Annotated in this window: 12 protein-coding genes; all 12 read left to right on the forward strand. The window is 73.8% G+C overall.

Annotation, left to right across the window (positions count from 1 at the left end; translation table 11 throughout):
* Window positions 1–254: 254 nt before the first annotated feature.
* The 12 genes from ABD466_RS36095 (at window position 255) to ABD466_RS36150 (ending at window position 15460) form a co-directional block, all read left to right on the forward strand.
* A complete protein-coding gene (locus ABD466_RS36095; RefSeq protein ID WP_344661755.1) occupies window positions 255–1040 on the forward strand; it encodes an FkbM family methyltransferase in 786 nt (261 codons plus the stop codon).
* Window positions 1037–2389 (forward strand): cytochrome P450 family protein, encoded by a 1353-nt coding sequence (locus tag ABD466_RS36100; RefSeq protein WP_344661756.1) that lies wholly within the window; start codon window positions 1037–1039, stop codon window positions 2387–2389. The genes ABD466_RS36095 and ABD466_RS36100 overlap by 4 nt, the downstream gene beginning before the upstream one ends.
* A 55-nt stretch (window positions 2390–2444) precedes the next feature.
* Entirely contained in the window at window positions 2445–3815 is a 1371-nt protein-coding gene (locus tag ABD466_RS36105) for a condensation domain-containing protein (RefSeq protein ID WP_344661757.1), read from the forward strand.
* A gap of 19 nt (window positions 3816–3834) precedes the next feature.
* On the forward strand, window positions 3835–4104 hold the full coding sequence (locus ABD466_RS36110; protein ID WP_344661758.1) for a phosphopantetheine-binding protein: 270 nt from the start codon (window positions 3835–3837) through the stop codon (window positions 4102–4104).
* On the forward strand, window positions 4101–4961 hold the full coding sequence (locus ABD466_RS36115; protein WP_344661759.1) for a phytanoyl-CoA dioxygenase family protein: 861 nt from the start codon (window positions 4101–4103) through the stop codon (window positions 4959–4961). Before ABD466_RS36110 ends, ABD466_RS36115 begins: the two co-directional genes overlap by 4 nt.
* A gap of 48 nt (window positions 4962–5009) precedes the next feature.
* Window positions 5010–5423 (forward strand): SgcJ/EcaC family oxidoreductase, encoded by a 414-nt coding sequence (locus ABD466_RS36120; protein WP_344661760.1) that lies wholly within the window; start codon window positions 5010–5012, stop codon window positions 5421–5423.
* A gap of 144 nt (window positions 5424–5567) precedes the next feature.
* On the forward strand, window positions 5568–6329 hold the full coding sequence (locus ABD466_RS36125) for an SDR family NAD(P)-dependent oxidoreductase (protein WP_344661761.1): 762 nt from the start codon (window positions 5568–5570) through the stop codon (window positions 6327–6329).
* A 12-nt stretch (window positions 6330–6341) separates the two neighbouring features.
* Entirely contained in the window at window positions 6342–7733 is a 1392-nt protein-coding gene (locus tag ABD466_RS36130; RefSeq protein ID WP_344661762.1) for an FAD-dependent oxidoreductase, read from the forward strand.
* 117 nt (window positions 7734–7850) lie between these two features.
* Window positions 7851–10835, forward strand: a complete 2985-nt coding sequence (locus ABD466_RS36135) for an amino acid adenylation domain-containing protein (RefSeq protein WP_344661763.1) — start codon at window positions 7851–7853, stop codon at window positions 10833–10835.
* A 56-nt stretch (window positions 10836–10891) separates the two neighbouring features.
* Window positions 10892–12514: a tyrosine 2,3-aminomutase gene (gene cmdF, locus ABD466_RS36140; protein WP_344661764.1), complete on the forward strand. Its 1623-nt coding sequence runs from the start codon at window positions 10892–10894 to the stop codon at window positions 12512–12514.
* Window positions 12515–12524: 10 nt separating this feature from the next.
* Window positions 12525–14054: a 4-hydroxyphenylacetate 3-hydroxylase family protein gene (locus tag ABD466_RS36145; RefSeq protein WP_344661765.1), complete on the forward strand. Its 1530-nt coding sequence runs from the start codon at window positions 12525–12527 to the stop codon at window positions 14052–14054.
* 143 nt (window positions 14055–14197) lie between these two features.
* Window positions 14198–15460 (forward strand): RNA polymerase sigma factor, encoded by a 1263-nt coding sequence (locus ABD466_RS36150; RefSeq protein ID WP_344661766.1) that lies wholly within the window; start codon window positions 14198–14200, stop codon window positions 15458–15460.
* Window positions 15461–15809: the final 349 nt, after the last annotated feature.

Raw genomic sequence — 15809 nt, forward strand, 5'->3', positions numbered from 1 at the left:
AGACGGAGACCTGTCGGATTTCTCGACACGGGTCCTCGGCGGGCCCGCCGCACGGCTCCTCGGCACGGGTTTCGACAGGGTCTTTGTGAACCCGCGGCGGCGCCGTCACACGCCGCGGCGGCCGCACGTTGGGAGATGCGTCCGCGGCCCCGGCCTCCGGCGGCACGTTCGAAGATGCGGCCTCCGGCGGCCCCGCACGACGCTGGCTCCGGGACGGCGGCGAGCGATCACCGGCCCGGAGTGAGGAGCCCGACATGGTGTCCAGACGGCGGTTGCCGGACGGCCGGCCGATCGCGCAGGTCGATCCCGGCGAGGCCGCGCTGTTGTACCGGGAGATCTTCCAGGAGCATTCCTACCGGCGCCCGGGATGGCCGGCCGGGCCGGTCGACGTGGTGTTCGACATCGGCGCGAACATCGGCCTGGCCTCGATGTACTTCAAGCAGGAGCACCCCGGGGCGTTCGTGGTGGCCGTCGAGCCCGGCCCCGACACCTTCGCGGCCCTGACCGAGAACATCGCGCAGCACGTCCCGGGCGGGCTGGCCCTGGAGGTCGCGGTGGCCGGGCGGTCCGGGACCGCGCGGTTCGGCTACTACCCGGGGGCGCCGGCCGAGTCCGGGTTCTACGCCGACCCGGCCGGCGACACCGCCCTGGCCGCCCGGCTGCTGGTCGAGGCCGGACTGCCCGGCGCCGACGCCGAGCGCCTGGCCGGGGCCCGGCACCGGGTGCGCTACGTGGAGTGCCGCACGGTCACGCTCTCGGACCTGATCGCGCAGACCGCCGTGGACCGCGTGGACCTGGTGAAGATCGACGTGGAGAAGGCGGAGCACGAGGTGCTGGCCGGCATCGCCGAGGCCGACTGGCCGCGCATCGGCGCGGTGGTGGCGGAGGTCCACGACCTCGACGGGCGCCTCGGCCGGGTCGTCCGGGAGCTGCGCGACCGCGGGTTCGCCGTGGCCGTGGACCAGGAGGCCCGGCTCGCCGGGACGGACATGCACATGGTGTTCGCCGACCGGGGCCGCCGGAGCGGAGGCCGGGCATGAGCCGGCGCCCCGGCCCCGACGCCGCGGACGCGGTCGCCGTGGATCCGATCGCCCCGGATCCGATCGCCCCGGACCCGATCGCCCCGGACCCGATCGCCGCGGACCCGGTCGCCACGCCCCTGCCCGCCGCGGACCTCGAAGCCGAGGCCCCCATCGCCCTCGACGCCACCGGCCGCGACCTGCACGCCGAAGCCGACCGCCTCCGCGCCCGCTGCCCCGTCGCCCGCGTCGAGCTCCCCGGCGGCGTCCCCGGCTGGTCGGTGACCGGCTACGACGCCGCGCGCCGGGTCCTGGCCGACCCGCGCTTCTCCAAGAACGCCCGCGCGCACTGGCCAGCCTTCAGCTCCGGAGACCTCGGCCCCGGTTTCCCCCTCGCCGCCTGGGCCCGCATGGACAACCTCGCCACCGCGCACGGCCCCGACCACGAGCGGCAGCGCCGCCTGGTCGCCAAGGCCTTCACCGCGCGCAACGTCGAGCTGATGCGGCCGGCGGTCCAGAAGATCGTCGACGGCCGGCTCGACGCGCTGGCGGCCCTCGGCCCCGGCACGACCGTCGAGCTCAAGAGCGGCTACGCGCACCCGGTCGCGGCGAACGTCATCGGCGAACTGCTCGGCGTCCCCGAACAGGACCGGCTCACAGCCCTCGGCGCCGGGTACTCCGGCCAGGGCCGCGCCACACCGCAGGAGATGGCCGCCGCCTTCACCGCGCAGCGCCGCGCCGTCGTCGAGCTCATCGACGCCAAGCGCCGCGACCCCGGCGAGGACCTCACCTCGGCGCTGCTCGCCGCCCGCGAGGACGACGCCGGGCTCACCGGCGCCGAACTCGTCGCCACGGTCCTGCTGCTGCTCAACACCGGCACCGAACCGGCCATGAACCTCATCGCCAACGCCGCCGCCGCGCTGCTGGCCGACCCCGCTCAGCGCGCCCTGGCCGAGGCCGGCCGGGTGAGCTGGGCCGCGGTCGTCGACGAAGCCCTGCGCGTCGAGGCGCCCGTGGCGAGCATGCCGTTCCGGTTCGCGGTCGAGGACGTCGACGTCGCCGGCGTCCGCGTCCCGGCCGGCGAACCCGTCCTGGTGAACTTCGCCGCCCCCGGCCGGGACCCCGCCCTGCACGGTCCCGACGCCGGCCGCTTCGACGCCGCCCGGCCCGACAAGCGCCATCTCGCCTTCGGCCACGGGGTCCACCGCTGCCTCGGCTCCGCGCTCGCCCGGCTGGAGGCCGAGACCGCGCTGGCCGGCCTGTTCGGCAGGTTCCCCGGCCTGCGGCTCGCCGTCGACCCCGCCGACCTCGTGCCGCAGGAGACGTTCATCATGAACGGCCGCCGCGAACTGCCCGTCCGTCTCGGCTAGCCGAGAACCGACCGCCGAGCCAGACCTCTGAACGGACCCGAACGGAGAAGACGCCGTGACCCTGTCCGACACCGCCCGCCCCGCCGCGGCGGCCGTCCGCCACCCGCTGTCCCCGCAGCAGGAGTTCCTCCGGCTGTTCGACGCCGGCGACCAGACCGGCCCCTTCGGACCGCGCTACATCATCGTCGACGGCTGGCGGATCCGCGGGCCGGTCGACCCCGGCGTGCTGCGCGCCGCGCTCGCCGACGTGGTGGCCCGGCACGAGTCCCTGCGCACCACGGTGGTGCGCGACGCCGAGCGGCCCGGACAGCTGGTCGCCGCGCCGACCGCCCCGAACCTCGTGGTCCGCATGCTTCCCGGCGTCGACCCCGCCGACCGCGACCGGCGCGCCGAGGAACTGCTGAACCAGCTGGAGGCCGGCACCTTCGCCGCCTCCCAGTCGCCGCTGCTGCGCGCCGTGCTGGGCCGGTTCGACGAGGACGACGCCGTCCTGGCCCTCACCACCCACCACACCGCCGGCGACGCCTGGTCGATGCAGGTCATCGTCGCGGACCTGGCCGAGTGCTACGCGGCGCGCGCCGCGGGGCGCGTCCCGGAGCTGGAACCGGTGCCGCAGTACCGCGACTACGCCGTCGCCGAGCGCGAGCGCGGCCCGTTGCCCGCCACGCTGGACTACTGGCGGCGGACGCTGGACGGCGCGCGGATCCTCACCGTGCCGGTCGACACGTCCCTCGACCCCGCCGCCCCGCCGCGCACCTCGTGGTACCGCTTCGTCGTCGAGCCCCGGCTGCGCACCGCGGTCCTCGGCCTGGCCGAGCAGACCCGCAGCACCCCGTTCATGGTGCTGCTGGCCGCGTTCAGCCTCCTGAGAGCCGGACGCGACGGCCTCGGCGACGTCACCGTGCCGACCTTCACCCCGGGACGCCGCGACGGCCGCTTCCAGCGCACGGTCGGCTCGTTCTTCAACTTCGTGCCGGTGCGCACCGACCTGGCAGGCTGCACCAGCTTCCGCGAGGCGATCCTCCGGACCCGCGCCGCCTGCCTGGGCGCCTACCGCCACGAGACCCCGTTCATCCACGTCCTGGGCCAGGCCCCGGCGCTGATGGCGCCCGCCGCCCCCGGCGGCGGCGCGGCGCCGTGCCTGTTCCAGGTGATCCAGCCCCCGTACGTCATGGAGGCCGAGCGCCACGGCGACCTGGAGTACTCGGCCATCTGGCGCCGCGTCGTCTCCCAGCCCGAGGGCTCCGACATCCCCGACGGCATGCTGTGGTCGCTGCACGTCGGCCCGTCCGACGACATCGTCGGCGCCATCGGCTACAGCAGCCACCTGTTCACCCGGTCCGCCGTCGCGGCGGCCGCCGCGGAGTACATCAGTGCCCTGAAGGGCTTCACCACCCGGCCGGACGAGGCTCCGGCCGTGGCCTGACCCGCTTGTGGAGGTTGTCATGCAGACCCCGCCGACGGCGCCCAGCGCCGACGCCATCAGCACCCAGGTCGCCGCGATCTGGAACGACGTGCTGCGGGTCCCGGACGGAGCCCCGGCCGGGGCGACGTTCTTCGAGCTGGGCGGGCAGTCGATCTCCGCGGTGCGGATCACCGCGCGGATCGAGGAGGAGCTCGGCGTCGAAGTGGACATGGGCGACCTGTTCGAGGACCCGGACCTGGCCACCTTCATCCGGGACATCACGGCCAGGTCCGGAGCCGGTGCCGCATGAACGGCGCCGAGCTGCCGCGGGTCAGCGTCAAGGCCGAGCTGGACGACGTGGTCGAGATCCTGGAGCGCGACGGCTGTGTGATCATCGAGGACTTCGCCGAACCGGACACGCTGGCCGGACTGCGCGCCGACCTGGAGCCGATCCTGGACGACGCCCGCTACTGCGCCAAGGGCTACGACGGCCACCTGACCCGCCGCGTGTCCTCGCTGTTCCGCCGCACCTCGCACCTGGTGCCGGTGGTCACGCAGCCGCTGTACCTGGGAGCGGCGCGCGCCGTGATGCAGAAGCCCGGCCACATGTGGGTGGGCCGGGCCCGGATCGAGGTCACGCCGAACATCCAGCTCTCGGCCACCCAGGCCATCCGGATCGATCCCGGCCAGGGCCGGCAGCCGCTGCACCGCGACGACTCGCTGCACCTGCGCCGCCATCCCGGGCCGACCAGCCGGGTGCAGCTGATGCTGGCGCTGAGCGACTTCACCGCCGAGAACGGCGCCACGCTGGTGGTGCCCGGCAGCCACCACTGGGACGACGAGACGCCCCCGGCGTACTCCGGCGCCGCGCCGGCCGCGATGCCCGCCGGCTCGGCGCTGATCTGGCTCGGCGGCGTCTACCACGGCGGCGGCGCCAACCGCACCGACCGGCCGCGCGTCAGCCTGACCGTGTCGCTGGACCTGGCCAACCTGCGCGCGGAGGAGAACAGCTTCCTGGCGCTGCCGCGGGAGACCGTGCTGGCGCTGCCGGAGGAGGTGCAGCGCCTGCTCGGCTACGACATCTGCCCGCCGGGTGTCGGCTGGTACGAGATGGAGGACCCGCGGCTGGCCCTGGTCGAGCCGGGGGTCGAGCCGGCGCTGCGCTGAGGCGCGGTGCGCCGGAACCGATCAGAACCCCTATATCAGGAGGCATTCATGACCACTGCCACCCTCACACCCCAGGACCAGGCCGCCGTGGCCGCCGTGCCGGGCCGCATCGTCCAGGCCTGGGCCGACCACGACGCCGACGCGTTCGCCGCCGTCTTCACCGAGGACGCCACGATGATCCTGCCGGGCGTGTTCCGGCAGGGCCGGCAGGAGATCGGCGGGTTCATGGCCGCCGCGTTCGACGGGTTCCTGAAGGGGACCCGCGTGACCGGCACACCGATCGCGGTGAAGCCGCTGGGCGCCGACTCCGTGCTGCTCATCACCGCCGGCGGCGTGCTGCAGCCGGGCCAGACCGAGGTCTCGGCCGAGGCCGAGATCCGGGCCTCCTGGCTGCTGGCGCGCCAGGACGGCGAGTGGCTGCTGACGGCGTACCAGAACAGCCCCGCCAACCTCCCGTCCTGACGGCGGGCCCTTCCGGACCGACCGCCGCCGGCGTGGCCCCACGCGCCGGCGGCCGTCGGGCTGCCCGGAAACCCTGACAGAACTCTGCGATACGGCGCATTTCTGGAGATGCCCGCCCATATCCCGCGCCGCCATGGTGCAGGTATGGGAGACTTCGACAACCGCACGGTCCTGATAACCGGGGGCGGCAGCGGCATCGGCCTGGCGACCGCGCGGCTGCTGCTGGCCGCCGGCGCGTCCGTGGTGCTGGCCGGCCGCAGCGCCGAGCGCCTGCAGAGCGCCGCCAAGAACCTCGACGCCGGCAACCGGGTGCTGACGGTGCCCACGGACGTGTCGGTCCCGGCGCAGCTGGACGACCTGGCGGCCGCCGTCCGGGACCGGTTCGGCGGCCTGGACGGCGTCGTGGCCAACGCCGGCGCCGGGATGCTGAACCGGCTGCCCGGCTACACCGAGCAGGACTTCGACCAGCTGGTCGGCGTGAACTTCAAGGGCGCGTTCTTCACCGTGCAGAAGGCGGTGCCGCTGCTGGGTCACGGCGGCTCGGTGGTGCTGGTGTCGTCCTGGACCGCGCACCGCGGCGTCGCGCTCGGCGCGCTCTACGCGGCCACCAAGGCCGCCGTCCGCAACCTGGCCGGCACGCTGGCCGCCGACCTGGCCGGCGCCGGAATCCGGGTCAACACCGTGACCCCCGGCCACATCGGCACCGAGATGTTCGACGCGGTCACCGGCTCCGACCAGGTGCGGAGCATGTTCCGCTCGGAGGTGGCGCTGGACCGGATCGGGCGCCCCGAGGAGGTCGCCGAGGCCGTGGCCTTCCTGCTGTCCCGCCGGGCGGCCTACATCACCGGCCAGGAGCTGGTCGTCGACGGCGGCCTGACCCGGTCGGTCCCCTTCCCTGCCAGCTGAGGAGGTGGCGCGGTGGTCGCCGAGGAGCGAACGCGCGCAGTGGTCCTGGGCGGCAGCATCGCGGGGCTGTTCGCGGCCCGCGTGCTGGCCGACGCCTACGACGAGGTCCTGGTGGTGGACCGCGACGCCCTGGTCGGCGTCGCCGGCCCCCGCCGCGGCCGGCCCCAGGGCCGGCACATCAACGCGATGCACGTCCGCGGCCGGGTGGTGATGGAGGAGCTGTATCCGGGCATCACCGACCAGCTGATCGCCGACGGCACGCCCTACGGCGACTTCTCCGGCTCGGTCCGCTGGTACTTCCGCGGCCGTCCCGTCAAGCGCGCCGACATCGGCTACATCGCGGTGCCCGCCACCGCTCCCCTGATGGAGCGGCGCATCCGCGAGCACACGGCCAAGCAGTCCGCCGTCCGGTTCGTCGAACGCTGCGACATCCTCGGCCTGGTCACCTCGCCCGACCACAGCCGCGTCACCGGCGTGCGGGTCCAGCACCCCGGCGAACCGGACGAGGTCCTGACCGCCGACCTGGTGGTCGACGCCACCGGCCGCGGCTCCCGCACCCCCGTGTGGCTGGAGGAGCTCGGCTATCCGCGGGTCGAGGAGGAGCGGACGAACATCGGCCTGGGCTACGTCACCCAGCACTACCGCATGACCGCCGACCCCTACGCCGGCGACCTGGCCATCATCCCCGTCGCCTCCCCGGACGTCCCGCGCGGCGCCATCTTCACCAAGACCGACGGCGACCGCACGCTGCTCACGGTGTACGGGATCCTCGGCGACCACCCCCCGACGGACCAGCAGGGCCTGTACGAGTTCGTCAAGAAGCTGCCGGTCCCGGACATCCACGCCGCCCTCCAGCACGCCGAACCCCTGGACGAGCCGGTCGCCTTCCGCTTCCCGACCACCCAGCGGCGGCGGTACGAGCGCATGTCGCGCTTCCCGTCCGGCCTGCTGGTCATCGGCGACGCGGTGTCCTGCTTCAACCCGGTCTACGCGCAGGGGATGACCGTGGCGGCGCTCTCGGCGCTCACGCTGCGGCAGCACCTGCACTCGGGCGCGACGCCGGACCCGCGGCGGTTCTTCGCGGACCTCGCCAAGGACGTCCTCGACCCGCCGTGGGAGATGACGCAGACCGTCGACCTGAGCTTCCCGGGCGTGAAGGGCGAGCGGAGCCTGAAGATCCGGATGGGGCAGCGGTACCTCGCCATGGTGCAGACCGCCGCGACCCGCAGCAGCGCGGTGACCGAGGCGTATATGCGGGCCGCCGGGATGCTGGAGCGCCCCGAGTCGCTGATGCGGCCGCGGATGGTGCTCAAGGTGCTGTTCCACGCGCTGCGCGGGCCGGCCGGCGAGCCGGCGCGGCCGGTGGTGGAGCGGGCGAAGGAGAGCGCCGCGGTGCCGGAGTGAGTTCGGGCGGCGGGCGGATGGGACGCAGGGTCCGCCGCGCCGCCTGACCGAACGGCCCGTACCGCTGCCGGACCGAACCGCGGACCGCCCGGTCCGGCGAGCCGATGGAGGCTGTCCATGAGTGAAGCACCCCAGTTCCGGCACGCGCCGGCGACCGAGGCCCAGCAAGGGCAGTGGCTGTTGCGGGAGCTGGGCCGCGAGCCGGCGCCGCTGTGCCGGGCGTGGCACGTGACCGGCGCGCTCGACGTCCCCCGGCTGGCGGCGGCCTGGCGGGCGCTGGTGGAGCGGCACGAGGCCCTGCGGTCGGCACTCGTGACGCGCGAAGGGACACCGGAACGGCGGACCCGGGTGGACGCCGGGCCCGAAGCGTTCCGGTTCCGGGGCCTGGACGACGCCCCGGCCGGCTTCGCGACGCTGGGACTGGCCGGCGTCGCGGGGCCGGGGGACGCGGCCGAACCGGCACCGTCCGAGCATGCGCAGCTGGCGGTGATCCGGCACGGCGAGGGGGAGTACCGGGTCCGGCTGTCGGTACCGCGGGCGTTCGGGGACGAGGCGTTCCTCGACACCCTGGTGTCAGAACTCTCCCTGCTGTGCGACGAGGACAACCCGGACCTGGCCTGGTGGCGGTCCACTCTGACCCCTTTGCCGTCCGACCTCCAGCTCCCCGCCGACCGCCCGCGACCCGCGCAACCGCTCGCCGGTGCGGGGCTCGTCGTCGGCACGGTCGATCCGCAGCCCTTCGCCGTGATGCTCGCCGCCCTCCAGGCTTTGTTGCACCGCTACACCGGCGCTGACCGGGTCGCCGTGGCGGTCCTGGCCAGGAACCTCCTGGTGCTGCCTGCCGACTTCGCCGAGGGGTCGACCTTCCGCGAGGTGCTGGAAGCCTCGCGAGCCGATGAGGCGCTGCGGCACGACGTCCCGCTGGCGCGCGTCCTGGCCACCTTGCCGGTTCCCCGCGACGCGCGGCGCGTCCCGCTCTGCGACGTCGTCTTCACCTACCGCACCACCCCCGCACCCGCTCTGGCACTCGCCGGCGCCGTCGCCGAGCCGTGCCGGGAACCCGGGCCGGCCGATGCCGACCTCCTCTTCTCCGTCGACGGATCGGTCGTCTCCCTGTCCTACGACGCCGACCAGTTCGACCAGCAGACCGCTGAGATGATCCTGCGCCACTACCGCACTCTGCTCCGCCACGCGTCCGAGGCTCCGGACACCGCCATCGCAGACCTCGTTCTGGAAACCGCCGAGGAGACCGAGCGCGCTGTCAGCGACGCGGACCGGCGGATCGGCGACGGTCTCACCCACACCGCCGTCGAGCTGATCCGCCGCCAGGCGCTCGCCGATCCGGAAGCGATCGCCGTCGACGCGGCGGACGGTCCGATGAGCTACCAGACCCTGCGCCGCACGGCCGCGCACGTGGCCCAGGGCCTCCGCGCCGCCGGAGTCCGCCCCGGTGACCCCGTCGTGGTCCGCCTCCCCGTCGGCGCGCTCCCATACGCCGCCCTCCTCGGAGTCCTGGAAGCCGGCGCCCACCTGTGCTGGTTCGGCGTCGGCGACGCGGGCGACCGCGGACGCGCGGTCGTCTCCGACCTCAAGCCGGCGGCCCTGCTCGTCGCGTCTGACTCGGGCCCCGACGACCTCGCCGAGTGGTACCGCACTGAAACCGGCGGCCCGGTCATCGCCGTGGAGGCCAAGAGCGCCGCGGACGCGTCCTTCCCTGAACCGCCCTCGTCCGCGCCTCCGCCCCCGCCCCCGACCCTCGACGATCTCGCCTACGTCGCCTACACCTCCGGCTCCACCGGCGCCCCCAAAGGCATCGCCCAAACCCACGCCGCCCTCGCCCAGTTCGCCGGCTGGCTCGCCGCCGAGTTCGACCTCGGCCCCGCCGTCCGCGTCGCCCAGTGGGTCACGCCCGAACACGACCCGGCCCTGGCCGAGACCTTCGCCGCGCTGGTCTCCGGCGCGACGCTGTGCCCGGTGCCCGACCGCATCCGCGCCAACCCCGAGCGCTTCGTCGACTGGCTGGCGCAGGAGCGGATCAGCGTCCTGCAAACCGTTCCCAGCTTCGCCCGCGAACTCTTCCACGTCATCACCGAACGCCGCGCCACCGAGCGCCTGGCCGAGCTGCGCGTCCTGCTGCTCATGGGCGAGGCCCTCCCCGGCGACCTCGCCGCCGGACTCCGCTCCGCCCTGCCTCTGGCCCGCGTCGCGAACCTCTACGGCCCCACCGAGACCGTTGCCGCGACCTGGCACGAGATCACCGGCCCCCTCGCCGGGCCGGCGCCCATCGGCCGCTCCATCCCCGGCCGCCTGGTCCTCGTCCTCGACGCCGAGGACCGCCCTTGTCCGGCCGGCGTCACCGGCGAGCTCGTCATCGCCGGCCGCTACGTCGCCGACGGCTATCTCGGCTCCCGCGCCCAGGACCATCCCGCCTTCGCCGCCGTCCCCGGTATCGAAGGACCCTGCTACCGCACCGGAGACCTCGCCCGCCGCCGCGCCGACGGCGCGCTCGAGTACCGCGGGCGCAAGGACAGCCAGGTCAAGCTCCTCGGCAGCCGGCTGGAGCTGGCCGATGTCGAGGCCGCGCTGGCCGGGCACGAGAGCGTCGCGGAGTGCGCCGTCGTCGCCGTCGCCGACCAGGACGGCCTCGCCGTCCGCCTCGTGGTCTGCGTCGTCCCCCGCCGCGGACCCGACGGCGCTCCCCTCGGCGCCCCGGACGCGTGGCGCTCGCACCTGCGCCGCCGCTTCGGCCGCGCCCTGCTGCCGGCGCTCTACCGCACCATGGACCGCCTGCCGCGGACGCCCACCGGCAAGGTCGACCGCCGGCGGCTGAACGCACAGGTCGCCGCGGCCACCAGGTCCGCCGTCGCCCGCGCGCCCGCGACCGTCACCGAGAAGGAGCTCGCCGCGGTCTGGGCCGGGCTGCTCGGCGCCGTGCCCGAACACGTCGACGAGTCCTTCTTCGCCCTCGGCGGCTCCTCGCTCCAGATCCCGGTGCTGCTGCGGCGGGTCCGCGAGCGGCTGGCCGTTCCGGTGAGCGCCGCCGACGTCTACACCCACCAGACCCTGGCCGCGCTGGCGGCCCTGATCGACCGATCCCGCTGAACCACCCGAGCCCCCTGAGCCCCCGAACCACCAGATCCAGACGAAGGAGTGAGGCCATGCCCACCCACCCCAGCGCGCCGGTCGTCTTCGACGGCGAGCGCCTCGACGTCGCCGCGGTGCGCCGCGTGGCCGAGGACCGGGCCGCGTGCTCGGTGGCGCCGCAGGCGCTGGCCAAGGCCGGCAAGAGCCGGGCCGTGTTCGAGGACGTGGTCCGCGCCGGGATCCCGGTCTACGGGGTCACCACCGGCTACGGCGAGATGATCTACATGCTGGTCGACACCGACCGGGAGACCGAGCTGCAGACCAACCTGGTGCGCAGCCACAGTGCCGGCGTCGGCCCGTTCTTCGCCCTGGACGAGGCGCGCGCCGTGGTCGCGGCCCGTCTCAACGCCCTGTCGAAGGGCTACTCGGCGGTGCGGCCGGAGATCCTGGAGCGGCTCGCGCTCTACCTCAATCGGGGCCTGATCCCCGCCATCCCGGAGATCGGCTCGCTCGGCGCCAGCGGCGACCTGGCCCCGCTGTCGCACATCGCCAGCACGGTCATCGGCGAGGGCTACTTCCTCGGCGCCGACGGCTCGAACGCCCCCGGCGACGTCCGTCCGGCCGGGCCGGTGCTGAAGGAGCTCGGCATCGCGCCGCTGGAGCTGAAGTTCAAGGAGGGCCTGGCGCTGATCAACGGCACCTCCGCGATGACCGGCCTCGGGGCCCTGGTCGTGGGCCGGGCCTGGGAGCAGGTGCGGCAGGCCGAGATCGTCTCGGCGCTGCTGGTGGAGGCGGTGCGCGGTTCCATGGGCCCGTTCCAGCCCGAGGGCCACGACGTCGCGCGCCCGCATCCCGGCCAGATCGACACCGCCGCGAACATGCGGGCCCTGCTGCGCGGCAGCCGCCTCACCGTCGAGCACGCCGACCTGCGCCGCCAGGTCGCCGCCGCCAAGCGCGACGGGCAGGACGTCACCCGCACCGAGATCTACCTGCAGAAGGCGTACTCGCTGCGGGCCATGCCGCAGGTGCTCGGCAGCGTCCGCGACACGCTGGCGCACGTCACGAACAAGGTGCAGACCGAGCTGAACTCCGCCAACGACAACCCGCTGTTCTTCGAGGACCACGAGGTCTTCCACGGCGCCAACTTCCACGGCCAGCCGGTGGCGTTCGCGATGGACTTCACCACCATCGCCCTGACCCAGCTCGGGGTGCTGGCCGAGCGGCAGCTCAACCGGGTGCTGAACCGGCACCTGAGCTACGGCCTGCCGGAGTTCCTGGTGGCCGGCGATCCCGGGCTGAGCAGCGGCTACGCCGGGGCCCAGTATCCCGCGACGGCGCTGGTGGCCGAGAACCGGACCATCGGCCCGGCCAGCACCCAGAGCGTGCCGTCCAACGGCGACAACCAGGACATCGTCAGCATGGGCCTGATCGCCGCCCGCAACGCCCGCCGGGTGCTGCGCAACAACCAGTACATCCTGGCCGTGGAGTACCTGGCGGCGGCCTCGGCGGTGGACGTCTCAGGACGCTACGACGGCCTCGGCCCGGCCGGCCGCGCCGCCTACGACGCGGTGCGCTCGCTGGTGCCGCCGCTGGAGCGGGACCGGTACATGGCCGACGACATCGAGACCGTGGCCGCGGCCCTGGCGCGCGGCGAGTTCATCGCCGCCGTCGAGAACTGCGGCGTCGAGCTGCGCTGAGGAGGCAGGCATGGCCACCCGCCCGATGACCGGCGAGGAGTACGTCGACAGCCTCCGGGACGGTCGCGAGGTCTACGTGTACGGCGAGCGCGTCAAGGACGTCACCTCGCACCCCGCGTTCCACAACCCGGTGCGCATGACGGCCCGGCTCTACGACGCGCTGCACGATCCCGCGCACCGCGACGTCCTGACCTGCCCGGTCGACGGCGGTGGCGACGGCTACACGCACCGGTTCTTCACCACGCCGCGGTCCGCCGAGGACCTGGTCGCCGACCAGGCGGCGATCGCGGCGTGGGCCCGGATGAGCTACGGCTGGATGGGCCGCAGCCCCGACTACAAGGCGTCCTTCCTCGGCACGCTCGGCGCGAACGCCGATTTCTACGGGGACTTCGCCGAAAACGCCCGGAGCTGGTACCGCACGTCGCAGGAGCGGGTGCTGTTCTGGAACCACGCGATCGTGCACCCGCCGGTGGACCGCGACCGGCCGCCGGACGAGGTGGCGGACGTGTTCATCCACGCCGAGGCCGAGACCGACGCGGGTCTGGTGGTCAGCGGCGCCAAGGTCGTGGCGACCGGCTCGGCGCTGACCCACTACAACTTCATCGCGCACTACGGACTGCCGATCCGGAAACGCGAGTACGCCCTGGTGGCCACGGTGCCGATGGACGCGCCCGGCGTGAAGCTGATCTGCCGGCCGTCCTACACCGCGACCGCCGCCGTGGCCGGGAGCCCGTTCGACTATCCGCTGTCGTCACGGCTGGACGAGAACGACACGATCCTCGTGCTCGACAAGGTCGTGATTCCCTGGGAGAACGTCTTCATCTACGGGGACCTGGGCAAGGTGCAGATGTTCACCGCGCGCTCGGGCTTCCCGGAGCGGTTCACGTTCCACGGCTGCGTCCGGCTGGCGGTGAAGCTGGAGTTCCTGGCGGGGCTGCTCGCGAAGGCCCTGGAGGTGACCGGGACCCGGGACTTCCGGGGCGTGCAGAGCCGGCTGGGGGAGGTGCTGGCGTGGCGGAACCTGTTCTGGGGGCTGTCGGACGCGGCGGCGCGGAACCCGGTGCCGTGGAAGAACGGGGCGGTGCTGCCGAACCCGGACTACGGCATGGCGTATCGCTGGTTCATGCAGATCGGCTATCCGCGGATCCGCGAGATCATCCTGCAGGACGTCGCCAGCGGGCTGATCTACATGCCCTCCAGCGCCGAGGACTTCCGCAACCCGGATATCAGGCCGTACCTCGACAAGTACGTGCGCGGCTCCGGCGGGACCACGGCGGTGGAGCGCGTGAAGCTCATGAAGCTGCTGTGGGACGCGGTCGGCACCGAGTTCGGGGGCCGGCACGAGCTCTACGAGCGGAACTACTCGGGCAACCACGAGAACACCCGGGTGGAGCTGTACTTCTCGCAGCTCGCCTCGGGCCAGCTCGATGGTTACCGGGCCTTCGCCGAGGAGTGCATGGCGGAGTACGACCTCGATGGGTGGACGGTGCCGGATCTGGCTTCCTTTCCGGAGTTGAACGCGCTGTACCGGCGGCCCTGAACGTGCTGTGCCGTCGGCGCTGAACGTACTGTGCCGAAGGTCCTGAACGCGGTGTATCGGCCGCCCTGAACACGGCGGGCACCTTCCGCGGCCGGACGTGTCGCCGGTGATCGACGGCCGCGGGGGCCCGTAGAATCAGGGCCGTGACTTCGGAGCCGGGCCTGGAGACGCTGCTGCGCGAGCACGCGCCCCGGGTCCTGGCCACGCTCGTGCGGCGCTACGGGCAGCAGCACTTCAGCACGTGCGAGGACGCGGTGCAGGAGGCGCTGCTGGCCGCCGCGACGCACTGGCCGGCCGGCGGCGTGCCCGACCACCCCTCGGCGTGGCTGGTGACGGTCGCCGCGAACCGCGTGACCGACGGCCTGCGCAGCGACCGCGCCCGCCGCGAGCGCGAAGCGGCAGTGGCCGCGTCCACCACCCCCGACGTCCTCATGGCGCCGGCCGCGGACGAAGACCCGGCACCCGGCGACGACACGCTGAAACTCCTGTTCCTCTGCTGCCACACCGCCCTGACCCCGGCCTCCCAGGTCGCCCTGACCCTCCGGGCGGTCGCCGGCCTGACCACCGCCGAGATCGCCCACGCCTTCCTGGTCCCCGAGGCGACGATGGCGCAGCGGATCAGCCGCGCCAAGCGTCAGGTGTCCCGGTCCGGACGCATGTTCCGCCCCCCGACCGCCGCCGAACGCCCCGAGCGCGTGCGAGCGGTACTGCACGTGGTGTATCTGATCTTCAGCGAGGGCCACACCGCGACAGCCGGCCAGCGCGTGTACCGCGCGGAACTCATCGACGCCGCGATCCGCCTGGCGCGCCAGGCCCACGTGCTCCTGCCCGACGACGGCGAGGCCGCCGGCCTGCTCGCCCTGATGCTCCTGACCGACGCCCGCCGCCCGGCGCGCACAGCGCCCGACGGCACCGCGATCCCCCTGGCCGAGCAGGACCGCACCCTGTGGAACCGGGACTACGTGACCGAGGGCGTGGACCTGGTTCGCCGCACCCTGGGCCGCTTCCCAGTCGGCCCCTACCAGATCCAAGCCGCCATCGCCGCCGTCCACGCCGAGGCCTCCGGCGCCCCGGACACCGACTGGCCGCAGGTGCTGGCCCTCTACGAGCTGCTCGACCGACTGGCCCCGAGCCCGATGGCGACACTGAACCGGATCGTCGCCACCGCGATGGTCGACGGGGCACCGGAGGCGCTGCGGCTGCTGGCGGTACTGGAGGACGACCCGCGCATGAGCGGCCACCACCGGCTGGACGCGGTCCGTGCGCACCTGCTGGAGATGGCGGGTGACGCGGCCGGGGCCGTCGCCGGGTATGAGGGTGCGGCGCTGCGGGCGGTCAATGATTTGGACCGGGCTTATCTGGCCGCGCAGGCTGATCGGCTGCGGGAGGAGATGGGGCGCTCTTGAGGGTGGGGTGGGGGATGCGGGGTGGGTGTGGGATGTGGGATGTGGGGTGTGGGGTGGAGTTGGGGCGCGGGAGTTGTGGCGCGGGCTGCGGTTGGTCTGTGGGTGAAAAGGCTCGATACGACCTTCGGCCAGGGTGGTGATGGTGCGGGGTTGGTCGGCTGGCGCTGTGGTCTGCGGCTGGCGGTCGCGGTGTCCACGACCCCACCCCGCCTGGGGCTTCTTCGGCCGCCGGTCGGTGAGGTGGGCAACCGCGCCTCGGGGGTGGCTGGTCTCGGGGGCGGCTGGTCTCGGCTGGGTGGTCTCGGGGTGTTGCTGGTCTCGTGAGGTGGTGATGGATCCACCTGGACGG

Origin of the sequence: Catenulispora subtropica (assembly GCF_039531675.1) — a bacterium.
In the GTDB taxonomy this organism is placed as follows: Bacteria; Actinomycetota; Actinomycetes; order Streptomycetales; family Catenulisporaceae; genus Catenulispora; species Catenulispora subtropica.

Excerpts from the sequence above, each read along its gene's own strand:
- ABD466_RS36095 (WP_344661755.1), top strand. The coding sequence starts at position 255 with ATGGTGTCCAGACGGCGGTTGCCGGACGGCCGGCCGATCGCGCAGGTC.
- ABD466_RS36100 (WP_344661756.1), top strand. The coding sequence starts at position 1,037 with ATGAGCCGGCGCCCCGGCCCCGACGCCGCGGACGCGGTCGCCGTGGAT.
- ABD466_RS36110 (WP_344661758.1), top strand. The coding sequence starts at position 3,835 with ATGCAGACCCCGCCGACGGCGCCCAGCGCCGACGCCATCAGCACCCAG.
- ABD466_RS36115 (WP_344661759.1), top strand. The coding sequence starts at position 4,101 with ATGAACGGCGCCGAGCTGCCGCGGGTCAGCGTCAAGGCCGAGCTGGAC.
- ABD466_RS36120 (WP_344661760.1), top strand. The coding sequence starts at position 5,010 with ATGACCACTGCCACCCTCACACCCCAGGACCAGGCCGCCGTGGCCGCC.
- ABD466_RS36125 (WP_344661761.1), top strand. The coding sequence starts at position 5,568 with ATGGGAGACTTCGACAACCGCACGGTCCTGATAACCGGGGGCGGCAGC.
- ABD466_RS36135 (WP_344661763.1), top strand. The coding sequence starts at position 7,851 with ATGAGTGAAGCACCCCAGTTCCGGCACGCGCCGGCGACCGAGGCCCAG.
- cmdF (WP_344661764.1), top strand. The coding sequence starts at position 10,892 with ATGCCCACCCACCCCAGCGCGCCGGTCGTCTTCGACGGCGAGCGCCTC.
- ABD466_RS36145 (WP_344661765.1), top strand. The coding sequence starts at position 12,525 with ATGGCCACCCGCCCGATGACCGGCGAGGAGTACGTCGACAGCCTCCGG.